Source organism: Streptomyces coeruleorubidus, from assembly GCF_028885415.1.
Lineage (GTDB): Bacteria > Actinomycetota > Actinomycetes > Streptomycetales > Streptomycetaceae > Streptomyces > Streptomyces coeruleorubidus_A.
This window is the reverse complement of sequence record NZ_CP118527.1, coordinates 8920223-8944483: the sequence shown is the minus strand read 5'-3', so window position 1 is coordinate 8944483 and position 24261 is coordinate 8920223. Positions and strand designations below refer to the sequence as shown.

Annotated in this window: 23 protein-coding genes; 13 read left to right on the top strand and 10 right to left on the bottom strand. The window is 71.7% G+C overall.

All coding sequences use genetic code 11. The annotated features are described in order from the left end of the window. The first annotated feature begins 107 nt into the window (after nucleotides 1–107). The 10 genes from rhaI (at nucleotide 108) to PV963_RS41070 (ending at nucleotide 12356) form a co-directional block, all read left to right on the top strand. Complete coding sequence (gene rhaI / locus PV963_RS41115; protein ID WP_274821535.1) at nucleotides 108–1268, top strand: L-rhamnose isomerase; 1161 nt, start codon at nucleotides 108–110, stop codon at nucleotides 1266–1268. 105 nt (nucleotides 1269–1373) lie between these two features. Continuing rightward, entirely contained in the window at nucleotides 1374–3413 is a 2040-nt protein-coding gene (locus PV963_RS41110) for a bifunctional aldolase/short-chain dehydrogenase (protein WP_274821534.1), read from the top strand. Further along, nucleotides 3410–4858, top strand: a complete 1449-nt coding sequence (locus tag PV963_RS41105; RefSeq protein ID WP_274821533.1) for a rhamnulokinase — start codon at nucleotides 3410–3412, stop codon at nucleotides 4856–4858. Before PV963_RS41110 ends, PV963_RS41105 begins: the two co-directional genes overlap by 4 nt. Before the next feature lie 70 nt (nucleotides 4859–4928). Further along, entirely contained in the window at nucleotides 4929–5684 is a 756-nt protein-coding gene (locus tag PV963_RS41100; protein ID WP_274821532.1) for a (Fe-S)-binding protein, read from the top strand. Beyond that, nucleotides 5681–7159: a LutB/LldF family L-lactate oxidation iron-sulfur protein gene (locus PV963_RS41095; protein ID WP_274821531.1), complete on the top strand. Its 1479-nt coding sequence runs from the start codon at nucleotides 5681–5683 to the stop codon at nucleotides 7157–7159. The genes PV963_RS41100 and PV963_RS41095 overlap by 4 nt, the downstream gene beginning before the upstream one ends. Beyond that, the gene (locus PV963_RS41090; protein WP_274821530.1) at nucleotides 7156–7803 is read left to right on the top strand and encodes a LutC/YkgG family protein; all 648 of its coding nucleotides are present in this window, start codon (nucleotides 7156–7158) and stop codon (nucleotides 7801–7803) included. Before PV963_RS41095 ends, PV963_RS41090 begins: the two co-directional genes overlap by 4 nt. A 146-nt stretch (nucleotides 7804–7949) precedes the next feature. Next, nucleotides 7950–8735, top strand: coding sequence for an ABC transporter ATP-binding protein (locus PV963_RS41085; RefSeq protein ID WP_274821529.1), 786 nt, complete (start codon nucleotides 7950–7952; stop codon nucleotides 8733–8735). A 3-nt stretch (nucleotides 8736–8738) separates the two neighbouring features. Continuing rightward, nucleotides 8739–10049 (top strand): FtsX-like permease family protein, encoded by a 1311-nt coding sequence (locus tag PV963_RS41080; RefSeq protein WP_274821528.1) that lies wholly within the window; start codon nucleotides 8739–8741, stop codon nucleotides 10047–10049. Nucleotides 10050–10143: 94 nt separating this feature from the next. Then, complete coding sequence (locus PV963_RS41075) at nucleotides 10144–11001, top strand: AAA family ATPase (RefSeq protein ID WP_274821527.1); 858 nt, start codon at nucleotides 10144–10146, stop codon at nucleotides 10999–11001. After that, a complete protein-coding gene (locus PV963_RS41070; protein ID WP_274821526.1) occupies nucleotides 10998–12356 on the top strand; it encodes a vWA domain-containing protein in 1359 nt (452 codons plus the stop codon). Before PV963_RS41075 ends, PV963_RS41070 begins: the two co-directional genes overlap by 4 nt. Before the next feature lie 50 nt (nucleotides 12357–12406). Here PV963_RS41070 and PV963_RS41065 read toward each other — a convergent pair whose 3' ends face one another. The 3 genes from PV963_RS41065 to PV963_RS41055 all read right to left on the bottom strand — a co-directional run bounded on the left by PV963_RS41065 (nucleotide 12407) and on the right by PV963_RS41055 (nucleotide 14576). Then, the gene (locus tag PV963_RS41065) at nucleotides 12407–12769 is read right to left on the bottom strand and encodes a cupin domain-containing protein (RefSeq protein WP_274821525.1); all 363 of its coding nucleotides are present in this window, start codon (nucleotides 12767–12769) and stop codon (nucleotides 12407–12409) included. Between the two features lie 140 nt (nucleotides 12770–12909). Further along, nucleotides 12910–13887: a pyridoxal-phosphate dependent enzyme gene (locus tag PV963_RS41060; protein WP_274821524.1), complete on the bottom strand. Its 978-nt coding sequence runs from the start codon at nucleotides 13885–13887 to the stop codon at nucleotides 12910–12912. Next, nucleotides 13884–14576 (bottom strand): helix-turn-helix transcriptional regulator, encoded by a 693-nt coding sequence (locus PV963_RS41055; RefSeq protein WP_274821523.1) that lies wholly within the window; start codon nucleotides 14574–14576, stop codon nucleotides 13884–13886. Before PV963_RS41055 ends, PV963_RS41060 begins: the two co-directional genes overlap by 4 nt. 165 nt (nucleotides 14577–14741) lie before the next feature. Between PV963_RS41055 and PV963_RS41050 the strand changes: the two genes are divergently transcribed. From PV963_RS41050 to PV963_RS41040, 3 genes are read left to right on the top strand one after another with little or no spacing between them, the layout of a single operon-like run. Then, nucleotides 14742–15662 (top strand): metal ABC transporter solute-binding protein, Zn/Mn family, encoded by a 921-nt coding sequence (locus tag PV963_RS41050; protein ID WP_274821522.1) that lies wholly within the window; start codon nucleotides 14742–14744, stop codon nucleotides 15660–15662. Beyond that, complete coding sequence (locus tag PV963_RS41045; RefSeq protein ID WP_274821521.1) at nucleotides 15659–16507, top strand: metal ABC transporter ATP-binding protein; 849 nt, start codon at nucleotides 15659–15661, stop codon at nucleotides 16505–16507. Before PV963_RS41050 ends, PV963_RS41045 begins: the two co-directional genes overlap by 4 nt. After that, the gene (locus PV963_RS41040) at nucleotides 16504–17385 is read left to right on the top strand and encodes a metal ABC transporter permease (RefSeq protein WP_274821520.1); all 882 of its coding nucleotides are present in this window, start codon (nucleotides 16504–16506) and stop codon (nucleotides 17383–17385) included. The genes PV963_RS41045 and PV963_RS41040 overlap by 4 nt, the downstream gene beginning before the upstream one ends. A gap of 21 nt (nucleotides 17386–17406) precedes the next feature. Here the strand turns inward: PV963_RS41040 and PV963_RS41035 are convergent, their stop codons facing one another. The 7 genes from PV963_RS41035 to PV963_RS41005 all read right to left on the bottom strand — a co-directional run bounded on the left by PV963_RS41035 (nucleotide 17407) and on the right by PV963_RS41005 (nucleotide 24240). Continuing rightward, nucleotides 17407–17640 carry a ferredoxin gene (locus tag PV963_RS41035; RefSeq protein ID WP_274821519.1) on the bottom strand — a complete coding sequence of 78 codons (234 nt, stop codon included), beginning with the start codon at nucleotides 17638–17640 and terminating at the stop codon, nucleotides 17407–17409. 4 nt (nucleotides 17641–17644) lie between these two features. Further along, nucleotides 17645–18880, bottom strand: a complete 1236-nt coding sequence (locus tag PV963_RS41030; RefSeq protein ID WP_274821518.1) for a cytochrome P450 — start codon at nucleotides 18878–18880, stop codon at nucleotides 17645–17647. Nucleotides 18881–18946: 66 nt separating this feature from the next. Next, nucleotides 18947–19738 (bottom strand): ABC transporter permease, encoded by a 792-nt coding sequence (locus PV963_RS41025; RefSeq protein ID WP_274821517.1) that lies wholly within the window; start codon nucleotides 19736–19738, stop codon nucleotides 18947–18949. Continuing rightward, a complete protein-coding gene (locus tag PV963_RS41020) occupies nucleotides 19738–20742 on the bottom strand; it encodes an ATP-binding cassette domain-containing protein (protein ID WP_274821516.1) in 1005 nt (334 codons plus the stop codon). Before PV963_RS41020 ends, PV963_RS41025 begins: the two co-directional genes overlap by 1 nt. A gap of 42 nt (nucleotides 20743–20784) precedes the next feature. Further along, nucleotides 20785–21675, bottom strand: coding sequence for a DUF4097 family beta strand repeat-containing protein (locus tag PV963_RS41015; RefSeq protein WP_274821515.1), 891 nt, complete (start codon nucleotides 21673–21675; stop codon nucleotides 20785–20787). 110 nt (nucleotides 21676–21785) lie between these two features. Then, complete coding sequence (locus PV963_RS41010) at nucleotides 21786–22313, bottom strand: toxin-antitoxin system HicB family antitoxin (RefSeq protein WP_274821514.1); 528 nt, start codon at nucleotides 22311–22313, stop codon at nucleotides 21786–21788. 229 nt (nucleotides 22314–22542) lie between these two features. Further along, nucleotides 22543–24240 (bottom strand): amidohydrolase, encoded by a 1698-nt coding sequence (locus tag PV963_RS41005; protein ID WP_274822271.1) that lies wholly within the window; start codon nucleotides 24238–24240, stop codon nucleotides 22543–22545. Between the last annotated feature and the right edge of the window lie 21 nt (nucleotides 24241–24261).

Here is a 24261-nt window from a genome sequence, read left to right as displayed (position 1 = left end):
ACCGTGTGAGCCGGAGGGGTTGACACCCCTTCGGGGGGCCCATAACTTCGCGTCCTGAATCGTTTCATTCAGTGGTCGTCACGACCCGATGCCTCAGGAGCCCTGACGTGACCGAGCTCGCCGCGGTGAAGGCCGCTCTCAAGACCCAGGCAGTCGAGACGCCGTCGTGGGCGTACGGGAACTCGGGCACGCGCTTCAAGGTGTTCGCGCAAGCGGGTGTGCCGCGCAATCCGTACGAGAAGCTGGACGACGCGGCGAATGTGCACGAGTTCACGGGGGTCGCCCCGACGGTCGCCCTGCACATTCCGTGGGACAAGGTCGACGACTACGCGGCGCTGGCGAAGCATGCCGAGCAGCGCGGGGTGAAGCTCGGCGCGATCAACTCCAACACGTTCCAGGACGACGACTACAAGCTCGGGAGCATCTGTCATCCGGAGGCTTCTGTGCGCCGGAAGGCCGTCGACCATCTGCTGGAGTGTGTCGACATCATGGATGCGACCGGGTCCAGTGATCTGAAGCTGTGGTTCGCCGACGGGACGAACTATCCCGGGCAGGACGACATCCGGGCCCGGCAGGACCGGCTCGCCGAGGGGCTCGCGGAGGTCTACGAGCGGCTGGGCGACGGGCAGCGGATGCTGCTGGAGTACAAGTTCTTCGAGCCGGCCTTCTACACGACCGATGTGCCGGACTGGGGCACGGCGTACGCCCACTGCCTGAAGCTGGGGCCGAAGGCGCAGGTCGTGGTCGACACGGGGCATCACGCGCCGGGGACCAACATCGAGTTCATCGTGGCGACGCTGCTCCGGGAGGGGAAGCTCGGGGGGTTCGACTTCAACTCGCGGTTCTACGCGGATGACGACCTGATGGTCGGGGCCGCGGATCCGTTCCAGCTGTTCCGGATCATGTACGAGGTCGTGCGGGGCGGCGGGTTCTCGCCCGAGGTCGCGTTCATGCTCGACCAGTGCCACAACATCGAGGCGAAGATCCCGGCGATCATCCGTTCCGTGATGAATGTGCAGGAGGCCACGGCGAAGGCGTTGCTGGTCGACGGTGAGGCGTTGGGTGCGGCGCAGCGCAGCGGTGATGTGCTGGAGGCCAATGCCGTGCTGATGGACGCGTACAACACGGATGTGCGGCCGTTGCTGCGGGAGGTGCGGGAGGAGATGGGGCTGGACCCCGACCCCATCGCCGCGTACCGGCGGTCCGGGTGGGCCGAGCAGATCGTGGCCGAGCGGGTTGGTGGGCAGCAGGCCGGCTGGGGGGCGTGAGCGTCTGCCGGGTCCTGTTTGATTTCGGGCTGCGGGCCGGTTGTGGCTGGTCGCGCAGTTCCCCGCGCCCCTGAACTACACACCCTCCGTTGCAAAGGAACTGTCATGGCTACCCATCCCGAAGCTGCCGCTCTGCTGGCCCGGTCGCACCGGCTCGGGGCCGATCCGCGTAACACCAACTACGCCGGCGGTAACGCCTCCGCGAAGGGCACCGAGACCGACCCCGTCACCGGTGGCGATGTCGAGTTGATGTGGGTCAAGGGGTCCGGCGGTGATCTCGGCACGCTCACGGAGGCGGGACTCGCCGTGCTCCGGCTGGACCGGATGCGGGCTCTCGTCGACGTGTATCCGGGCGTGGAGCGCGAGGACGAGATGGTCGCCGCGTTCGACTACTGCCTGCACGGCAAGGGCGGCGCGGCTCCCTCCATCGACACCGCGATGCACGGCCTGGTCGAGGCCGCCCACGTCGATCACCTCCACCCGGACTCGGGTATCGCGCTCGCCTGCGCCGCCGACGGGGAGAAGCTGACCGCCGAGTGTTTCGGGGACAGTGTCGTGTGGGTGCCGTGGCGGCGGCCCGGGTTCCAGCTGGGGCTGGACATCGCGGCCGTGAAGGAGGCCAATCCGCAGGCCATCGGGTGCATTCTGGGCGGGCACGGGATCACGGCCTGGGGTGACACGTCCGAGGAGTGCGAGCGGAACTCGCTGCACATCATCCGGACCGCGGAGAAGTTCCTCGCCGAGCGCGGCAAGGAGGAGCCCTGCGGGCCGGTGATCGACGGGTACGCCGCGCTGAGTGCCGGGGAGCGCCGGGAGCGGGCCGCCGCGCTCGGGCCGTACGTCCGTGCCCTCGCGTCCCAGGACCGGCCTCAGGTCGGGCACTTCAACGACTCCGAAGTGGTTCTCGACTTCCTCGCGAGTGCCGAGCATCCGCGGCTGGCCGCGCTGGGCACCTCCTGCCCGGACCACTTCCTGCGGACCAAGGTGCGGCCGCTGGTCCTCGACCTGCCGCCGACCGCTCCGCTCGACGAGGCCATCGCCCGGCTGAAGGAGCTGCACGCCGAGTACCGCGAGGAGTACGCGGCCTACTACCAGCGGCACGCCCTGCCCGACTCCCCCGCCATGCGCGGTGCCGACCCGGCGATCGTGCTGGTCCCGGGCGTGGGCATGTTCAGCTTCGGCAAGGACAAGCAGACCGCCCGGGTGGCCGGCGAGTTCTACGTCAACGCCATCAATGTGATGCGCGGGGCGGAGGCCGTGTCCACGTACGCGCCCATCGAGGAGTCCGAGAAGTTCCGCATCGAGTACTGGGCCCTTGAGGAGGCCAAGCTCCAGCGGATGCCGAAGCCCAAGGCGCTCGCGACGCGGGTCGCGCTGGTGACCGGTGCCGGCAGCGGGATCGGGAAGGCCATCGCGCGTCGGCTGGCCGCCGAGGGCGCCTGTGTCGTCGTGGCCGATCTGAACGGCGAGAACGCGGCCGCGGTCGCCGAGGAGCTGGGCGGTCCGGACAAGGCCGTCGCCGTGACCGTGGACGTGACGTCCGAGGAGCAGATCGCCGAGGCGTTCCGGGCCGCGGTGCTGGCCTTCGGCGGTGTCGATCTCGTCGTCAACAACGCCGGTATCTCGATCTCCAAGCCGCTGCTGGAGACCTCGGCGAAGGACTGGGACCTCCAGCACGACATCATGGCGCGCGGATCCTTCCTGGTGTCGCGGGAGGCGGCGCGGGTGATGATCGCTCAGGGGCTGGGCGGCGACATCGTCTACATCGCCTCGAAGAACGCCGTGTTCGCCGGGCCCAACAACATCGCCTACTCGGCCACCAAGGCCGACCAGGCCCACCAGGTGCGGCTGCTCGCCGCCGAGCTGGGCGAGCACGGCATCCGTGTCAACGGGATCAACCCGGACGGTGTCGTGCGTGGGTCGGGGATCTTCGCCGGCGGGTGGGGGGCCAAGCGGGCCGCCGTGTACGGGGTCGAGGAAGAGAAGCTCGGTGAGTTCTACGCCCAGCGGACCATCCTCAAGCGTGAGGTGCTCCCCGAGCACGTCGCGAACGCGGTCTTCGCCCTCACCGGCGGCGACCTGACCCACACCACCGGACTGCACATCCCGGTCGACGCCGGCGTCGCGGCCGCCTTCCTGCGGTGAGCGCGGCCGTGAAGTCGTACGCCGCGGTCGACCTCGGCGCGTCCAGCGGGCGCGTCATGGTCGGCCGCGTCGGCCCCGACAGCCTGGAGCTGACCGAGGCGCACCGCTTCCCGAACCGGCCCGTGCGGGTGCCCGAGGGGCTGCGCTGGGACGTCCTGAGCCTGTATGCGGGGGTGCTGGACGGGCTGAAGGCGGCCGGGCAGGTCGATTCCGTCGGTATCGACAGCTGGGCCGTGGACTACGGGCTGCTCGACGCGGACGGGGCGCTGCTCGGCAATCCCGTGCACTACCGGGACTCCCGGACGGAGGGGGTCGCGGAGAAGGTGTGGGCGACCGTCCCGGCGGAGGAACTGTACGCGGCGACCGGGTTGCAGTACGCGCCCTTCAACACCCTGTACCAGCTGACGGCGGCGCGACCGACACCGCAACTCGCCCAGGCCGAGCGGCTGTTGCTCATCCCCGACCTCCTGACGTACTGGCTCACCGGCGAGCAGGGCACCGAGCTCACCAACGCCTCGACGACCCAGCTGATCGACCCCCGGACGCGCGACTGGGCGTACGACATCGCCTCGCGGCTGGGGATCGACCTGAGTCTGTTCGCGCCGCTGCGGCAGCCCGGTGATCCGGCGGGGGTGCTGCGGGACGCGGTGCTGGAGGAGACCGGGCTGACCGGTCCCGTGCCCGTGACGGCGGTCGGGTCGCACGACACCGCGTCGGCGGTGGCCGCCGTACCCGCCGGGCGGGAGCGGTTCGCGTACATCTGCACCGGCACGTGGTCCCTGGCCGGTCTGGAGCTGGACGCGCCGGTGCTGACCGAGGAGAGCCGGGCGGCCAACTTCACCAATGAGCTGGGGCTGGACGGCACGGTCCGGTATCTGCGCAACATCATGGGGCTGTGGCTGCTCCAGGAGTGCGTGCGGGCCTGGGGCGCCCCGGACCTGGGCGCGCTGCTGCTGGAGGCGTCCAAGGTGGAGGCGCTGCGGTCGGTCGTGGACGCGGGTGACGCGGCGTTTCTCGCGCCGGGGCGGATGCCGGAGCGGATCGCCGAGGCGTGCCGGGCCTCGGGGCAGCCCGTGCCGGAGTCCCCGGCCGAGGTGACGCGCTGCATCCTCGACTCCCTCGCCCTCGCCCACCGCAAGGCAGTCCAGGACGCACAGCGGCTCGCCGGGCATCCGGTCGACGTGGTGCACGTGGTGGGCGGCGGTACGCGCAACGCGCTGCTGTGCCAGCTGACCGCCGACGCCTGCGGGCTGCCGGTGGTGGCGGGGCCGACGGAGGCGGCGGCCCTGGGGAACGTGCTCGTGCAGGCGCGGGCCCACGGTCTGGCCGGTGACCTGACGGGGATGCGGCGGCTGCTCGTCCGTACGCAGCCGCTGACGCGGTACGAGCCGCGCGGCGGGACCGAGCGGTGGCGCGCCGCGCAGGACCGGCTCGCCGGGGACTGACGGGGGTCTCCCCCGGGTCCCGTCCCCGGACTACGCTGACTCATCCGATGATCGACCACAAGGAGCCGCGATGCGTGTCGCCCTGTTCCTGACCTGCGTCAACGACACGCTGTATCCGGACACCGGGCGCGCCGTGGTGAAACTGCTGACGAGACTGGGCGTCGACGTCGACTTCCCGATGGCGCAGACCTGCTGCGGCCAGGCGCACTACAACACCGGATACCGTCACGAGGCCGAACCGCTCGCCCGGCATTTCTCCGATGTCTTCGGCGAGTACGAGGCGATCGTGACGCCGTCCGGCTCGTGCGGGGCGATGGTGCGGGAGCTGTATCCGCGGATGGGCGAGCGGGCCCGGGCCGAGGGGCGCGGGGACACCCTCGCGGCCACGCTGGCGCCGGTGGTGCCGAAGACGTACGAACTCACGGAGTTCCTGGTCGACGTGCTGGGCGTGACGGACGTCGGGGCGTACTACCCGCACAAGGTGACGTACCACCCGACCTGTCACGGCCTGCGCGGGCTGGGCCTCGGCGACCGGCCGAGGCGGCTGCTCCAAGCCGTGAAGGGGCTGGAGCTGGTCGAGTTGCCGGGGGCCGACGAGTGCTGCGGGTTCGGCGGCACCTTCGCGCTGAAGAACGCCGACGTGTCGGCGGCGATGGGCACCGACAAGGTGCGCAACGCCGAGTCGACGGGCGCCGAGGTGCTGTGCGCGGCCGACAACTCCTGCCTGATGCACATCGGCGGGACGATGACCCGGCTGCGCACCGGCATGCGGCCGGTGCACATCGCGGAGATCCTGGCGAGCACGGAGGAGGAACCGGCCGTATGAGCGGGACGTTCGTCGGGATGCCGGCGTTTCCGGAGGCCGCGCGGGAAGCCGTGGCCAACAAGACCCTGCGCGGCAACCTGCGCCACGCCACGCACACCATCCGCGCCAAGCGGGCCAAGGCCGTGACGGAGGTGTCCGACTGGGCCGAGCTGCGCGAGGCGGGCAAGCGGATCAAGGACCACACGCTGCGTCATCTGGACCGCTATCTCGTACAGTTGGAGGAGTCGGTCACGGCCGCGGGCGGCGTGGTGCACTGGGCCGCCGACGCGACCGAGGCCAACGAGATCGTCAGCCAGCTCGTGAAGATGACCGGCGAGTCGGAGGTCGTCAAGGTCAAGTCGATGGCCACACAGGAGATCAGGCTCAACGAGGCGCTGGAGGCCGAGGGCATCCGCGCCTACGAGACGGATCTCGCCGAGCTGATCGTGCAGTTGGGCAAGGACCGCCCCTCGCACATCCTCGTCCCGGCCATCCACCGCAACCGCGGCGAGATCCGTGACATCTTCTCCCGTGAGATGAGCGAGTGGGGCCGACCGGCCCCCGAGGGCCTCACCGACACGCCCGCCGAACTCGCCGAGGCGGCCCGGCTGCACCTGCGGGAGAAGTTCCTGCGCGCCAAGGTCGGCATCTCCGGGGCCAACTTCATGGTCGCCGAGACGGGCACGCTGGTGGTCGTGGAGTCGGAGGGCAACGGCCGGATGTGCCTGACGCTGCCCGAGACGCTGATCTCGGTCGTCGGCATCGAGAAGATCGTGCCGACGTGGCGGGACCTGGAGGTGTTCCTCCAGACCCTTCCCCGCTCCTCGACGGCGGAGCGCATGAACCCGTACACCTCGACGTGGACCGGCACGACCGACGGGGACGGGCCGAGCACCTTCCATCTGGTGCTGCTGGACAACGGCCGCACCGACACCCTGGCCGACGAGGTCGGCCGGCAGGCGCTGCGCTGCATCCGCTGCTCGGCCTGTCTCAATGTGTGCCCGGTGTACGAGCGGGCCGGCGGTCACGCCTACGGCTCGGTGTACCCGGGGCCGATCGGCGCCATCCTCAGCCCCCAACTGCGGGGCACGGGCAGTGAGATCGACGCCTCGCTGCCGTACGCGTCCTCGCTGTGCGGCGCGTGCTACGAGGTGTGCCCGGTCGCCATCGACATCCCCGAGGTGCTGGTGCATCTGCGGGAGCGGGTGGTGCAGGGCGGGGAGGTCACCCGGGAGGGCAACAAGGTGGTGCTGCGGCCCGCGAAGGGGCATGCCGCCGAGCGGGCGGCGATGCGTGCGGCACGGTGGGCGTTCACGCACCCGGGCGCGCTGCGCACCGGCCAGCGCGCCGCCTCCCGGACCCGGCGCTTCCATCCCCGTACGCTGCCGGGCCCGGGCAAGGCGTGGAGCGGGACGCGGGATCTGCCGCCGGTGCCCGCCGAGCCGTTCCGGGACTGGTGGCAGCGGACGCGCGGTGGGAAGGACGGTGCCAGGTGAACAGCAGGGAGCGGATTCTCGGGCGGGTGCGGCGCGCGCTGGCGGACGTGTCACGGGACGACACTCCGTACGAGCAGGCGGTTGCGCGCGACTATGCGCGTGAGCACGGGGACCGGAGCGTCCCGGAGACGGTGGATCTGCTCGCCGAGAATCTGGCGGACTACCGGGCGATCGTGCACCGTACGGACGCCGAGGGGCTGGCGGGGCTGATCGCGGGGCTGCTGGAGAAGCGAGGGTCGGCTTCGGTGCTCGTGCCGCCCGGGCTGGACGAGGGCTGGCTCGCGTCGACCGGGGTGACACGGGTGACGGACCGGGCGGAGAGCACGCCGCAGGAACTCGACCGCGTGGACAGCGTGGTGACGGCCTGTGCGGTCGCGATCGCGGAGACCGGGACGATCGTGCTGGACGGGTCGCCCGACCAGGGGCGGCGCCGGATCACCCTCGTTCCGGACCATCACGTCTGCGTCGTGCGTGTCCCCGGCCAGGTCGTGTCGTCGGTGCCGCAGGGTCTCGAACGCCTCGACCCGGCACGTCCGTTGACGTGGATCTCCGGGCCGTCGGCGACCAGTGACATCGAGCTGGACCGGGTCGAGGGGGTGCACGGTCCGCGCACGCTGGAGGTGATCCTGGTCGGGGACGCCTGACGGTCCGGACCGCTGGTGTGATCCCGAGTCGCGGGGTGTCGCTGAGTACACCCCGCGATACGGGTTCTGCGGCCAGTGTGGGTAAGTCGCCTTCTCCGTAGCGTCGTCGGCGAGGCACAAGGCGTGCCGGACGAAGGGGGACGACGATGTTGCGCACCGGCCCACGACAGGACCAGGATCCGCGACCCGCAGCCGAGGCGCTGCGGCTGGTCAAGGTCACCAAGACGTACGGGAGCGCCGACAGTGCCGTGACCGCCCTGGACGGTGTGACGCTCGGTCTGGGGCGTGGCACGTTCACGGCGGTGATGGGGCCGTCCGGTTCCGGCAAGTCGACTCTGCTCCAGTGCGCGGCGGGTCTCGACCGGCCCGACAGCGGGATCGTGCGGGTCGACGGCACCGAGCTGACGGGCGGCGGCGAGGCCGAGCTGACGAGGTTCCGGCGCGGCCGGATCGGGTTCGTTTTCCAGCAGTACAACCTGCTTCAGACGCTGACCGTCGCGCAGAACACGGTGCTGCCGCTGAAGCTGGCCGGGCGACGCGTGGACCGGCAGCGGGTCCGTCAGGTGCTGACGGCCGTGGGGCTGGGCGACCGGCTCGGGCACCGACCGGAGCAGTTGTCGGGCGGTCAGCGTCAGCGCGTCGCCATCGCCCGGGCGCTGGTCACCGAGCCACGGGTGATCTTCGCGGACGAGCCGACGGGCGCGCTGGACACGCGCAGTGCGCGGGACGTGCTGCGGCTGCTCCGGGAGGCGGTGCGGGCGCACGGCCGGACGGTGGTCATGGTGACGCACGACCCGGTCGCCGCCTCGTACGCCGACAGTGTGCTGTTCCTCGCGGACGGCCGGCTGGCGGGCCGGTTGGACGACCCTACGGCGGACGCGGTCGCCGAGCGGCTGGCGCACCTGGGCGACGACGTGCCGACGGGGGTGTGAGCCGTGTTCGTACTCGCGATGCGGTCGATACGGCAGCGGCCCGGGCGGTTCCTCGCGACCCTGCTGTCCGCGTTCCTGGGCGCGGCGATCATCATGACGTTCAACTCGATGCACGACACGGCCGGGCAACCGCGCGTGGACTCGGTGAGCTCACAGACCTTGTCCACGGCGGCGGGCGTGGTCGGCGGCTACGGCACTCTGCTGGTGTTCTTCGCGATCGCCTCGACGCTGACGGTGAACGTGCGTCAACGGGCCGCCGAGATGGAGCTGTTGCGCTGTTCGGGGGCGACTCCGGCGCAGCTCAAGCGGATGGTGGTCGGTGAGGCGGTGGCCGTGGCCCTGGCGGGCGCGGCCCTGGCGATCGGGCCGGCGATGCTCGGCGGCCGGGCGCTGCTGGACGTGTTCCAGGACAGCGGTCAGGTCGCCCGCTCCGTCGACCACTCCTTCGGCCCGATGGCGTTGCAGTCCGGTGCCGGCATCACGCTGCTCGCCGCCGCGGGTGCCGCGTTCCTCGCCGTGCGGCGGGCGACGGGCGGGAGCCGGCGGCGGGGCCGGGCACGGACGGTCCTCGCCTACGCGGCTCTGGTGGCCGGTGCGGTGTCGGTGACCTCGACGTTCGTGTTCTCGGCGACGGACGGGGCGCTGATGGCGCCACCGGCGTACGGGGCGATCCTGGTGTCGGTCGGTTGCGCGTTGATGGCGCCGCGGCTGCTGGCAGGGGTGCTGGACCGGCTGCCGCTCGGCGGTGCGTGCGGCTGGCTGGCGGTGCGCAATCTGCGTGAGCGGGCCGGGGAGCTCGCCGGGATCCTGATGTCGCTGATCCTGTTCACCGCCGTCGCCACGGCGACGCTGACCATGCAGGCGGTGGAGAGCGACGCCGTCGCGGCCTCGGGGGCGGTGAAGTCGGTCGACGCGAAGAACCTGGAGACGCTCAACTTCACGGTCGTCGGCATCATCGTGGTCTTCGTCTGCGTGATGCTGGTCAACTCCCTGTACGCGGCGACCACTTACCGGGAGCGGGAGTTCGGGCAGCAGCGGCTCGCCGGGGCCACCCCCGGGCAGGTGCTGGGCGTGGTGGGGGCCGAGGGGCTGGTCCTGACGGTCACCGGCGTGTGCTTCGGCACGCTGGCGGCGCTGGCGGGGATCGTCCCGTTCACCGTGGTCCGCACCGACGCGGTGCTGCCGGAGCAGGCGTTCGGCGTGTGGCTCGCCGTCGTGGCGGTCGCGGCGGCGGTGACGCTGGGGACGGCCCTGGCCACGGCCCGGCGGGTGCTGCGCGCTCCCGCGGTGCGGGCGGTGGCGACGGTCGCCTGACCGAGGGCGCTCCCTTCCGGTGTGCGGAACCCTCGTGGCATCATCGCTGAGCAAGCGCTTGGACACCTGCCCTGCCCCATGCCTGGAGGCCCCGTTGTTCACATCCGTCGACGACGTCTCCGCACGCCTGGCCGAGACCGGCTATCTCGCCTCGCCCGCCGTAGCCACGACCGTCTTCCTCGCCGACCGGTTGGGCAAGCCGCTGCTGGTGGAGGGCCCGGCCGGCGTCGGCAAGACGGAGCTCGCCAAGGCCGTCGCCGAGGTCGCAGGGGCCCGACTCGTACGCCTCCAGTGCTACGAGGGCGTCGACGAGTCCCGGGCGCTGTACGAGTGGAACCACGCCAAGCAGCTTCTGCGCATCAGCGCGGGCCGCGACGAGACGTGGGACGAGGCGCGCACGGACATCTTCAGCGAGGAGTTCCTGCTCACGCGGCCGCTGCTGACCGCCATCCGGGGCGACGAGGCGAAGGTGCTGCTGATCGACGAGACCGACAAGGCGGACGTCGAGGTGGAGGGCCTGCTCCTGGAGGTGCTCAGCGACTTCCAGGTGACCGTGCCCGAGCTGGGCACCATCACCGCGACGCGCCGGCCCTTCGTCGTCCTCACCTCCAACGCGAGCCGGGAGCTGTCCGAGGCGCTGCGCCGCCGCTGTCTCTTCCTGCACATCGGCTTCCCCGAGGAGGAGTTGGAGCGCCGGATCGTACGGCTGAAGGTGCCGGGGCTCGACGAGGCGCTGGCCCGCTCGGTCGTCCGGGTCGTGGGCGCGCTGCGGGCGATGGACCTGCGCAAGGTGCCGTCGGTCGCCGAGACCATCGACTGGGCGCGCACACTGCTCGCCCTCGGCGCGGGCACGCTGGACGAGACGGTCGTGCGGTCCACCCTCGGCGTGCTCCTCAAGCACCAGGACGACGTGCTCAAGGCGACCGCCAAGCTCGACCTGGAGGCCCTGTGACCACGCCGGCGGGCGTCGCGGAGCGGCTGACGTCCCTGGTCGGGGCGCTGCGGGCGCACGGCATCCGGATCGGCACCGGCGAGACGGTCGACGCGGCGCGGGCGGTCGAGGCGCTCGGACTGGCGGACCGGGAGCTGCTGCGGGAGGGGCTCGCGGCGACTCTGCTGCACGGCACCGGTGGGCGGCAGGTGTTCGACCCGGTCTTCGACCTGTACTTCCCGCGCGGCGTCGGCGACCCGGAGCAGAAGGCCGCGGGACGGGACGAGCTGCGCGACCGGCTGGCGGCCGCACTCGCCGCCGACGACCAGGCGCTGCTGGGCCGACTGGCCGTCGAGGCGGTCGACGGTTTCGGCGGCTACGGCTGCGCGCCGGAGTCGGACGGCTGGTCGTCGTACCAGACGCTCGAACGGCTGCGCCCGCAGACCCTGCTCGCCCGGGTCCGCGACGACATGCGCGGTCGGGGCGGGAGTCCGGGGTTCGCGGACCGGCTGCTGGAGGACGAGATCCGGCGGCGGATCGAGAGCTTCCGCGCGCTGGTGGCCGCGGAGGCGCGGCGCCGGGTCGCCGAGCGGCGCGGCCGGCGCGAGATCGCCCGGCGGGCGGTGGCCCCGACCGCCGACCAGGTCGACTTCCTGTTCGCGGGACAGGCCCGGCTGGCCGAGCTGCGCAGGACGGTTCAGCCGCTCGCCCGCAAGCTCGCCACCCGGCTCGCGGCCCGGCGCCGCCGCGCCTCCCGGGGCACGATCGACCTGCGGCGGACCCTGCGCGGTTCGCTGTCGACGGGCGGGGTGCCGATGAAGCCGGTCCTGCGCAGACGGCGTCCCGCCCGCCCCGAACTGGTGCTGCTGTGCGATGTGTCGGGGTCGGTGTCCGGTTTCTCGGACTTCACGATGCTGCTGGTGCAGGCGCTGCACGACCAGTTCAGCAAGGTGCGGGTGTTCGCCTTCGTCAACCGGATCGACGAGGTGACCGGACTCCTGCGGCACGGCACCGCGGACCCGGAAGGGCTCGGTGCCCGTATCGAGGCGGAGGCCACGCTCACGGGCTGGCACGGCAGCAGCGACTACGGCATGGCGCTGGGCGAGTTCGCGGAGCGCTACGGTGACGCGGTCGGGCCGCGCACGACCGTCTTCGTCCTCGGTGACGCCCGCACGAACATGAGCGACCCGAACCTGCCGGCCGTCCGGCAGATCGCCGAACAGGCCCGCCGCGTCTACTGGCTGAACCCCGAGCAGCGTTCCCGCTGGGGCACCGGCGATTCCGCCGCACCCGCGTACGCCGAGCTGGTCGAGATGCACGAGTGCCGGACCGCCCGGCAGCTGAGCGCGCTGGTGGGGCGGCTGCTGCCGGTGTGATCAGGCGCGGCGGGCTCACCATGTGACGGGTCGGCGCGGGCCGACCGGCGCTACTTGGTCTTCTTCGCGAACTCCCTCGCCGTCTGCCCCTGGAAGTCGTAGACCACGGTCTGCTCGTCGCCCACGACCCAGGCGTCGTGTCCGGGCGAGACGACGTAGACGTCGCCGGGACCGACCTCGACCTCGCCGCCGTCGTCCATGCGGATGCGCATGCGGCCTTGGAGGACATAGCCGTTGTGGTGCATCTGGCAGCTCTCGGTGCCCGCGATCGGGGCCACGGACTCGGACCAGCGCCAGCCGGGCTCGAACGTCGCCACGGCGAAGTCGAGGTCCGTCATGTGGACGGCTTCCATGTGACCGCGGGGGAAATCACGCCGCTCGTCCGGCTTGTCGAGCGTCTTCACTTCCAACATGACTCGCTCCCTTCAGGCCGCGGTGTGCCGCGGCCGGGGCCGGTCTCCCCGCGGCCCTGGACACCGCTGTCGGCGGTCGGCCCCCTACTCCTCAATCGTCCGCCCGTCCATCCGGGGCCGCCAACCGGGGGACCGCCCGCTCAGGCCTGACGTCCGCAGAGGTCGGCGAAGCGCTCGGCGTCGATGTTGCCGCCGGAGACGATGACGCCGACGCGGCGTGGGAGAGGGCCCGCGCGGCCGGTGAGCAGGGCGGCCAGCGGGGTGGCGCCGCTCGGCTCGACGACGATCTTCAGGCGTTCGAAGGCGAACCGCATCGCGTCCCGGATCTCGTCGTCGGTGACCAGGACGATGTCGTCGACGAGCCGCCGGTTGACGGAGAAGGTGAGTTCGCCGGGTGTGTGCAGGGCCTGTCCGTCGGCGATGGTGTGCGGCACCGGGATGCTGATGCGCCGGCCTGCCTCAAGCGAGCGCTTGGTGTCGTCCCCGGCCTCCGGTTCGACGCCGATCATCCGGATGTCCGGGTGCAGGCCCTTGGCCACCGTGGCACTGCCGGCCATGAGCCCGCCGCCGCCGACCGGTGTCAGCAACGCCCCCAGCTCCCCCGCTTCTTCGAGGAGTTCGAGTGCGGCGGTGCCCTGCCCGGCCATGATGTGCGGATGCTCGTAGGGCGGGATGACGGCGAGACCCCGCTCGGCGGCCAGGGCCTCGGCGATGGCGACGCGGTCGCCGGTGTAGCGGTCGTAGGTGACGATCTCGGCGCCGTAGCCGGCGGTGGCCGCCCGCTTGGACGGCGGGGCGTCCTCCGGCATGACGATCACGGCGGTGGTGCCGAGCTCGCGGGCGGCCAGGGCGACGGCCTGGGCGTGGTTGCCGGAGGAGTAGGCGGCGATGCCCCGGGACAGCTGGTCGGGGGTGAGGCGGGAGGCGGCGTTGTAGGCGCCGCGGAACTTGAAGGCGCCGACACGCTGGAAGTTCTCGCACTTGAGGTGGATCTCGGCACCGGCGAGCGCGTCCAGGGTGCAGGAGCGCAGGACGGGCGTGCGGTGGGCGACGCCCTGGAGCCGGGCGGCGGCGTCCCGGACGTCGTCGAGGGTGACCGGTGGGGTGGTGGTCGTCACGCTTGTCCTCCAGCGGAAGGGTCGGAAGTCGTGCCGTGGGCGGCCCGGGCCTGGGAGAGGTAGTTGTAGGCGGAGGCGCGGGAGATGCCGAGCCGGGCGGCGACCTGCTCGACCGCGCCGCGCACGGCGAAGACACCGCGGGTGTCCAGCCCGCCGAACAGCTCCAGGCGCTCCGCGCGGTCGAGCTCCGCCCAACTGCCGCGCTGTTTCGACTGGTGGGCGTCGACGAGGGCGTCGACCACGGAGTCGATGTCGTTGCCGAAAGTGGTGGTCGGCAGCTCCGCGGGGGCCGCGCCGAGTCCGGCGAGCGCGCCGAGCAGGCCGTGGACCTGGCTGACGGCGCTGACGTCCACGTTGACGCAGAGCGCGCCGAACACGGCTCCCGTGGAGTCCCGCAGCACCATCGTGGAGGACTTGACCAGCGCCCCGTTCCGGGTGCGCGTGACGTAGTTCAGTTCGTCGGTCGCCTCGTCGCCGTGGGCGAGGACGCGCATGCCGATCTCGCTCATCGCGCCGCCCACCGTCCGCCCGGTCACCGATCCGGCCACGGCGACGACCGACTTCTCCGGGTTCCGGTAGTCGTGCAGCACGACTTCGCAGACCGGCCCGAAGGTCGCGGCGATCCCTTCGACGACCGGCGTCAGCGCGGCGAGGATCGCCTCTCGTTCCGCGGCCAGAGTGTCTCGCATGCCATTAGACTACACGTCCATGCTCTGGACTGACAGTCCAATCCCTCCGTCAACAACAGGCAATGGTTTTCACATGACTTCGGCCAGAACCCGCTCTTGACATTCATTGCCATCTAGCGTGGCGCATGCCGGACACCCCCTCTGCACATCCGTCATGGAGGAGCCATGCCCCTGTCCACGTCCCGCCGCCTGGCGCTGCTGACCAGCGCGTCACTGGCCCTTCTCGCGGGCTGCGGCAGCTCGTCGGACTCCGCCGACGCCAAGAGCGCCTCGGCCAAGGTGCCCGTGGTCGCCTCCACGAACGTCTACGGCGACATCGTGCGCAGCATCGGCGCCGACAAGGTCGACGTCACCTCGGTCATCAGCGACCCCGACCAGGACCCGCACTCCTACGAGGCCGACACCCAGAACCAGCTGGCCCTGTCCAAGGCGAAGGTCGTCGTCGAGAACGGCGGCGGCTACGACGACTTCGTCGACCGCATGCTGAAGAGCGGCCACAACGACTCCGCCCAGGTGATCAACGCGGTGCGGGTGTCCGGCAGAACCGCGCCGAAGGGCGGCGAGCTGAACGAGCACGTCTGGTACGACTTCCCCACCGTCGCCCGCGTCGCCGACCGCATATCCGCGGCCCTCGCCAAGGCCGACCCGGCCGACGCGGCAGCCTTCGGGAAGAACGCCACCGCCTTCAAGGCCCGGCTCGCGCCCCTGGAGGCGAAGGAGGCACGGATCAAGAAGGAGCACGGCGGTGAGGCGGTGGCGATCACCGAGCCCGTGCCGCTGTACATGACCGAGGCGAGCGGCCTGGTGAACAAGACGCCCGCGGCGTTCAGCGAGGCGATCGAGGAGGGCGACGACGTCTCGCCCCGGATCCTGCAGCAGAATCTGGCCCTGTTCAGCGGCAGGAAGGTCAAGGCACTCGTCTACAACGAGCAGACCTCCGGCCCGCAGACCGAGAAGACCGAGGCGGCGGCCAAGACGGCCGGCATCCCCGTCGTGCCCGTCACCGAGACCCTGCCGAAGGGCAAGGACTACCTCGGCTGGATGACCGCCAACGTCGACGCGCTCGCGAGCGCGCTGGCCCAGTGACCCCGGCGGTCCGGCAGGACGGCGCTCCTGTCGTCAGTCTGCGCGGCGCGGCCCTGTCCTACGGCGACCGCACGGTGTGGAGCGGCCTCGACCTCGACGTACGGGCCGGGGAGTTCCTGGCCGTGCTGGGGCCGAACGGAGCGGGCAAGACCAGTTTCGTACGGGCGCTGCTGGGCCGTCGGCCGCTGTCCGCCGGGACGCTGACCGTCCTCGGCCGGTCCGCTCGAGAGGCCGCCCGGCACATCGGCTACGTCCCGCAGCAGGCGGCACTGTCCGCGCAGGCCCTGCTGCGCGCCCGGGACCTCGTGCGGTTCGGCATCGACGGGCACCGCTTCGGGCCGCGCCTGCGCAGCGGCGCGGTCCACCGCCGGGTGGACGAGATCCTCGAGTCGGTCGGGGCCGCGGCCTACGCCGACGTCCCGCTCGGCATGCTGTCCGGCGGCGAACGGCAGCGCGTGCGCATCGGGCAGGCCCTGGCGACCGACCCGCGCATCCTGCTGTGCGACGAGCCGCTGCTGTCCCTCGACCTGAACCACCAGCGGGCCGTCACCGAGCTGATCGACGCCCGGCGCCGCTCCCACGGCACGGCCGTGGTCTTCGTGACCCACGAGATCAACCCGGTGCTGGGGCTGGTCGACCGGGTGCTCTACCTGGCCCCCGGCGGCCACCGCGTCGGCACCCCGGACGAGGTGCTGACCTCCGAGTCGCTGTCCCGGCTCTACGGCACGCAGGTCGACGTGGTGCGCGTACGGGGCCGGGTCGTCGTCGCCGGGGCCCCCGACGAGCCGGCCGGGCCGCCGCACCATCCCGGGCAGGTTCACGAGACGGACGGAGTGCGCGCATGACGCTCGCCGACGGGATCTGGCAGCAGATCTTCGACTTCACCGACTACGGCGAGCTGTTGACCCTGGTCCGCAACTCCCTCATCGCCGGCGTGGCCCTCGGTCTCGTGGGCGGGCTGGCCGGGGTCTTCGTCCTGATGCGGGACCTGCCGTTCGCGGTGCACGGCATCAGCGAACTGTCCTTCGCGGGCGCGTCGGCCGCCCTGCTGCTGGACGCGAACATCGTGGCGGGTTCGATCGCCGGTTCGCTCCTCGCGGCCGGCGCCATCGGGGTGCTGGGGACCCGGGCCCGGGACCGCAACTCGGTGATCGGCATCATCATGCCGTTCGGGCTGGGTCTCGGCGTGCTCTTCCTCGCCCTCTACAAGGGCCGGGCGGCCAACAAGTTCGGGCTGCTCACCGGTCAGATCGTCGCCGTGGACACCCCGCAGATGTCGTGGCTGCTCGGCACGTCCGTACTGGTCCTGATCGCCCTGGCGGTCATGTGGCGTCCGCTCGCCTTCGCCAGCACGGACCCGGACGTGGCGCAGGCACGCGGGGTGCCGGTGCGTGCGCTGTCCTTCGCGTTCATGCTGGTCCTCGGCCTGGCGGTCGCGCTGTCGGTGCAGGTCGTCGGCGCGCTGCTGGTGCTCACGCTGGTCGTCACCCCGGCCGCGGCCGCCGCCCGCGTCACCGCGTCGCCGGTGCTGCTGCCCGTGCTGAGCGTGCTGTTCGCCGTGGCCTCGATCGAGGGCGGCATCCTGCTCGCGCTGGGCAGCAGCATTCCCATCAGCCCCTACGTCACGACGATCTCGTTCGGCATCTACGCGGTGTGCCGGGTGACCGGGAGGTACCGGACCCGGCGGTGGGGATCGCGGCGGGCGGCGGTGCGGGCGGCGTGACTCGCTGATCGGCCACGGTCGCTACGGGGCCGTGGAATCCGGGGAGTCCAGGGCGATGGCTCCGGCGGGGCAGAGGCCGACGGCCATCCGGGCGGCGGCCTGGTGCTCGGGTGCCGGCACGGGGTGCAGGAGCACCACCAGGCCTTCCTCGTCGTCCTGGTCGAAGACCTCGGGAGCCGTCAGGGCGCACATGCCGGCGCCCGCGCAGCGGTCACGGTCGGCGCTGAGACGCAGCGGCTGTCGTGGGTCGCTCATGCGGCTACTCCTCGTCCCAGGTGACGGGCAGGCTGATCACACCGTAGATGTTGGAGCGCTCGCGCAGCGGCACCTCCTGCGGCGGCACCGCGAGGCGCAGGGTGGGGAAGCGGGCGAAGAGCGCCGGGAACGCGACGGTCATCTCGACGCGGGCGAGCTGCTGGCCCAGGCACTGGTGGGCGCCGTGGCCGAAGGCCAGGTGTCCGGTGGCCTTTCGGTGGATGTCGAGCCGGTCGGGGTCGGGGAACCGGTGCGGGTCGCGGTTGGCGGCCTGCACGGAAACGGTCACCGTCTCGCCCGCCCTGACGAGTTGGCCCGCCACCTCGACGTCCTCGAGCGCTGCCCGCGGAATCGGGTCGGCCACGCTGAGGTAGCGCAGCAGTTCCTCCACGGTCTGCTCGGCGAGGCCCGGGTCAGCGCGCAGAGTCTGAAGCTGGTCGGGGTTGCTCAGCAGGGCGAAGGTGCCGAGGCCGAGCATGTTCGCGGTGGTGTCGAGCCCGGCGGCGAGCAGCAGTCCGCCGATTCCGGCCAGTTCCTCGTCGGTGAGGTCGGAGGTGGTCAGATCGCTGAGCAGGTCGTCGGTGGGCTCGGCGCGCTTGGCGAGGACCAGTTCGTTCAGGTACTGGAGCAGCGCCGTATAGGCCTCGCCCTTCGCCTCCGCCTCCGCCGTCTGGTCGAAGACGGTCGCCACCTGGCTCTGGAAGCGCTCACGGTCGGCGTACGGCACGCCGAGCAGCTCGCAGATCATGAGCGCGGGCACGGGCTGTGCGAACGCCTCGACCAGGTCGGCCGTGGGCCCGGCCTGCTCCATGGCGTCCAGGCACTCGGTGGTTAACCCCTCGACGCGCTCGGTGAGTTGACGCATGCGTCGGACGGTGAACTTGCCGGTGAGCAGGCGCCGGTAGCGGGTGTGTTCGGGGGCATCGAGGCCGGTGAGGTCGCCGACCGGCGCCGGCGGCAGTTCCTGTGACATCCCTGCGATCGGTACCGGCAGGTGCATGAGTTCGTAGCGTGAGCTGAAGCGCGGGTCGGCCAGGATCGCGCGGGCCGCGGCGTGTCCGGTGGCCAGCCAGCCGAGGTGTCCGTCGGCGTAGCGCATGCGGCGCAGCGGCTGGTCGCTCAGCGCGGTGAGTTCGGCGGGCGGGTCGAAGGGGCAGCCGGTGTGCCGGTCGGTGGGCAGGGTGGGCGGCTCTTCGGCAGTGGCGGCGGTGGTGTCGGCGGCCGTCGGGTCGTACGACATGGGGTCCTCCTGGGATCGTCGGGCGGCGATGTGGATGGGTGCGAAGTGGCCTGAGGAGACAGGTGGTTACCGCTTTGCGCCGGCCTTGAAGGTGCGGCGCGCCCACAGGTAGCCGACCACGGTGAGCGCCACGCACCAGGCGAGGCCGATGGCCGCGCTGGAGCCGACCCCGGTGCCGAGCCACAGGCCGCGCAGGGTCTCGATGATCGGGGTGAACGGCTGGTACTCGGCGAACCAGCGCAGGCCGGCGGGCATCGAATCGGGCGGCACGATGGCGCTGCCGATGAACGGCAGGAACGTCAGCGGCATCGGGATGTTGCTGGCGGTCTCGACGTTCTTGGCGATCAGGCCGATAGCGGCGGAGAGCCAGGTCAGCGCCAGGGTGAGCAGGGCGAGCAGGCCGATCGCGGCGAACCATTCGACGGGCGTGGCGTCGGGGCGGAAACCCACGAGGAGCGCGACGGCGATGACGAGGGCGACGCTGGTCATCGTCTGGATCACGCCGCCGACGACATGCCCGGTCAGGAACGAGGCGCGGGAGATCGGCATCGTGCGGAAGCGGTTGACGATGCCTTCGGTCTTGTCGACGCAGACGCTGATCGCGGTGGTCAGGGCGCCGGACGTGGCGGCCATCAGGATGATGCCGGGCGCGAGGTAGTCGATGTACTCGCCGCCGCCGGCGGCCGACGATCCGATGCCGCTGCCCAGGGCGGTGCCGAAGGCGTAGTTGAACAGCAGCAGCATCATGATGGGCATGATGACGACGGTGAGCGTCAGGGACGGGTAGCGCAGGGCCTTCTTGAGGTTGCGCCGCACCATCGTCCTGGAGTCTTTGGCGGCGTAGGACAGGGTGGCCATCAGGCGTTCTCCTTGGGCGCTGCGACGGTGTCGGCGGGGCGGGGCCGGCCGGTGAGGGTCAGGAAGACGTCGTCGAGATCGGGGGTGTGCACGGTGAGCCACTCGGCCTGGACGGCGGTGGACTCCAGGGTGTCGAGGACGGCCCGCAGGGTGGGGAGGGAGCCGTCGCCGGGGATCTGGAGGGTGAGGGAGTCCGCGTCGCGTGTGGCGATGCCGAAGACGCCCGCGGCGGTGTCCAGGCTCTGGGCGTCGGCGAATCGCACCCGGATGTGGCCGCCGGGAATGCGCTGCTTCAGTTCGTCGGCGGTGCCCTCGGCGATCAGCCTGCCGTGGTCCAGCACCGCGATGCAGTCGGCGAGTTGGTCCGCCTCTTCGAGGTACTGGGTGGTCAGGAAGACGGTCACGCCCTCGTCGGTGACGAGTCCGCGGATGATCTCCCACATGGTGCGCCGGCTGCGCGGGTCGAGTCCGGTGGTGGGTTCGTCGAGGAAGATGATCCGCGGATCGCCGACCAGGGTCATCGCCAGGTCCAGCTTGCGCCGCATGCCGCCGGAGAAGGTGGCGGCGGTCCTGCCCACGACGTCGGACAGGTCGAAGCGGCGCAGCAGGTCCTCGGCCCGCCGTTTGCCTTCCCGCCGGTCGAGGTGGTGCAGATCCGCCATGAGGAGCAGGTTCTCCTCGGCGGTCAGCAGATTGTCGACGGCCGAGAACTGGCCGGTGACGCCGATCGCGGAGCGCACCGCGTCGGCGGCCCGGGTCAGATGGCGGCCCGCGACCCAGGCCTCGCCCGCGTCGGCGTCGATGAGCGTGGAGAGGATCTCCACCGTGGTGGTCTTGCCGGCGCCGTTGGGCCCGAGCAGGGCGAAGACGGTGCCTTCGGCGATGTTCAGGTCGATGCCGTCCAGCACGAGCTTGTCGCCGTAGGACTTGCGCAGTCCGGTGGCGGTGATCGCCGGTGCCGTCGTGTTCGCGCCGATCGGCGCGGATGTCTGAGTGGCGGTCATGCCGCTTCCCTTTCGGGGGTGGGGAGTTGGGGGTACGCCCGGTCAGGCGCGGCGGATGATGATGTCGCCGGTCGAGGTCCGGCCGTACACCTCGACGGTCTCGTCGGAGTCCGCGGGGCCGGTGGCGGAGCCGAGCGTGTTGCGTACCGTGCCGTACTTGGTGTTCAGGTCGAGCCAGGCCGCGGTGCCCTCGTGGATGCCCACTTCGAGGTCGCCGACGGAGGTGCGAAGGTCGATCCGGCCGCGGGTGACGTCGCCGACGCGGATGCGGCCGTTGGAGCACATCGCTTCGACCCCGGCGCGGGCGACGCCGATCTCGATCCGGCCGTTGGCGGACTTGGCGTCGACGCTGCTGTGTGCGATGCCGACGGAGATCTCGCCGTTGGCCGCGTTGGTCTTCAGGCCTCCGGTCACCTCACCGATCTCGGTCGCGCCGTTGGCGTTCTTGACGGTCGCCGCGCCGGCGACGGTGCCGATCTCGATCCGGCCCGAGCCGATGACCTCGACGTCCCCGGTCGAGCGGACCAGACGGATGTCGCCGAGGTCGGTCCTGAGGTTCGCGCCGGCCACCTCGTCGGCCTGGATGTCGCCGAGCGAGGTCTTGAGCGTGACGTCCCCGAATCGGCCCTCGCAGAAGAAACCGCCCAGGGCCGCCGTGGCCCGGACATCGGACCCCGCGGGCAGTTCGACGCTCACCTCGACGGCGCCCGGCTTGCCGAACAGGGGCCGCTTCCTGGGCGTCCTGACCGTGAGGCGGCCGCCCGAGAAGGTGACCTGGGTCTGCTGCACGGCGCGTACGTCGTTGTCGTCGGAGCCGTTGCGCGGCAGCACTTCCACGACCGTGTCGGTGCGCTTGCCCGCGGTGATGCGGGCGGTCCCGGCGTCCAACTCGAGGATGGCGGAGATCGGTTCGGGGGTGTCGAAAGCAGGCATGACTGTCCCGTCCTCTTGGCATGGGTGAGTGATCCCGCCGGTGGGGCGGGTGATGAGTCACGTCGGCGGGGTCGGCGATCCGCCGGTGGGAGGGAGGTGGACCTGCGGCCCTAGCGGACCCAGCCGGTGAAGCCCCGGCTGCCCGAGTCCTTGCCGCGGCCCCGCGGGCTCGTGCGCGCCCCGCCGTCGAGGGCGGTGGACACGGCCCGTACCAGCCAGGCGTTGACCGACAGGCCCTCCGCCGCCGCGGCGTCCTCGGCGCGGGCCTTGAGGTGGGCGGGGAGGCGGAAGTTGATCCGCGCCATGGCGCCGTCGTCGGCGTCCGCGGGCGGCGGGGGCGACGCGGGGGCGGCGGCCGCGACCGGCTCCCGCACCTCCCGGAACGGCTCGGGTGCGGGCGGCGGCGTCACCACGAACTCGGGGTCGAGTCCGCGCAGCCGCACATCGACCGAGCCCGGCGCGAGCTCCCGGGTGACCTCGCCCATGGCGGCCGACAGTGCGTTGAGGAGGGTCAGGCGGGCGGCGGACTCCAGGGGGGCGGTGAGCCGCTCGGCGAGGGCACGAGCGTCGTCACCGCCGGCGTCCGCGGCGACGGCGAGCTCGTGCCGGAGGTTGTCGACGTAGGGCGTGAGGTCCATGGCGCCATGATGGCACATCAATGGCATCATGGCGAGCCAGATTGGCACTTCCGTGGCGCTAAGGTATCTGACCTGGCATTTTCTGCTTGATCTGCTGTATCGTGGCGCCACATTGACAGCGGGGTGGCTTCCAGCGGTGCCGTTGTGACGCCATGGCGGCGCCACGCACAGCGGGCCGCCGGTCGGCGGCCCGCTGTGAGGTGCAAGCTCAGCGCTCGGAGGTGCAAGCTCAGCGCTCGAAGACCACCCGTCCGTCGAACACCGTGAGATCCACCTGGACTTCGGTGATGTCGTGCGGGTCGAGGCCCAGCAGCGGTCGGTCCAGGACGCACAGGTCGGCGGCCCTGCCCGGTTCGACGGTGCCCTTCCAGTCGTCGGCGAAGTCCTGCCAGGCCGGGGTGGCGGTGTAGGCGCGCAGGGCGTCGGCGAGCGGCACGCACTGTTCGGGGCCGCTGGGGCGTCCGCTGGCCTTGGACTCGCGGAGCATCATCGAGGCCACGCCCTGTCGCCAGTCGGGTTCGGTGATCGGCGCGTCGGAGCTGGCGCAGACCCGTACTCCGGCATCGAGCGCGGAACGCACCGGCCACTGGTAGGCGGAGCGTTCGGGGCCCACGACCTCGTCCATCAGGTCGGAGATGGTCCACTTGATGGCGGGGTTCATGTTGACGCCGTAGCCGTGTGCGGCGAGCTCGGCCAGGCTGCCGGGGCTGATGAAGTCGCCGTGGATGACGTAGTGGCGGGCGTCGGGGCGGGGCGCGGCCCGGTCGGCGGCGACGAAGGCGTCCACCACCGTGTCGATGGCACGGTCGCCGGTGACGTGCACGCCGAGCTGGAAACCGGCCTCGTGGGCGACCCGGATCATCTCGCGCAGTTCGTCGGCCTGAAGACCGGGGGTGTCGCCGTGGACGCACAGGGCGCCGTGGCCGCCCTCCGGGTAGGGCTCGTTCATCCAGGCCGTGCGGTTGGGCGGTACTCCGTCGCCGAAGATCTTGACACCGATGGCCCGCAGCAGCCGGGGGTCGGCGGACTCGGGGCGGCGCAGTTCGGCCAGGCCCTTGCGGACGTCGTCGGCGGAGCCGCCCATGGGGGCGGGCAGCAGCAGGACGCTGACGCGCGCCCGGAGTTCGCCGCTCGCCGCGAGGTCTGCGTACGCGGTCCAGTTGTCGGTGCTCAGGCCGCCGAAGAGGGTGCCGGCGCCGCCTGGGCCGAGGCCGGGCTCGGTGTAGCTGGTGATGCCGCGGGAGTGCAGCTCGCGGATCACGCCCTGGATCGCCTGACGGCGCTGGGCGAGCGTGGGGGCGGGCAGGGCGGCCTGGACGAGCCGCCCTGCGGCCTCGCGCAGGATGCCGGTCGGCCGGCCGTCGGGGTCGTGGTCGATGACGCCGCCGGGCGGGGGCGCGGTGTCCGCGTCGATGCCGCAGCGGCGCAGCGCCTCGGAGTTGGCCCACACCATGTGCGAGGAGAAGTCCGTCAGGCAGACCGGGTGGCCCGGCGCCACCGCGTCCAGGTCCCGGCGGTGCGGGAAACGGCCCGGGTCGGCCAGGCACTCGGCGAGGTAACCGGGGTCCCAGCCCAGGCCGACGATCCACTCTCCGTCCGGGACGTCCCGTGCCGCCCGGGCCACGGCCGCGGCGATGTCGGCAAGGGAACCCACCGCCGGATGGCCGACGTCGATGGCGAACGGCGGCTTCGTCATCCCGTAGGCGGCTCCGTGCAGATGCGAGTCGTTGATGCCCGGCAGCACGGTCCGGCCGCCCAGTTCGACGATCCGGGTGCCGGGCCCGGCCAGGGCGCGCATCTCCGCGTCGCTGCCGACGGCCAGGATGTCCCGGCCGCGTACGGCGACGCCTTCGGCGACGGTGAAGCCGGCGTCGACGGTGAGGACCTGCCCTCCGGTCAGGACGAGGGTGGGGGCGGTGTCGCTCACGGGTGCGGTCTCACTCACGGG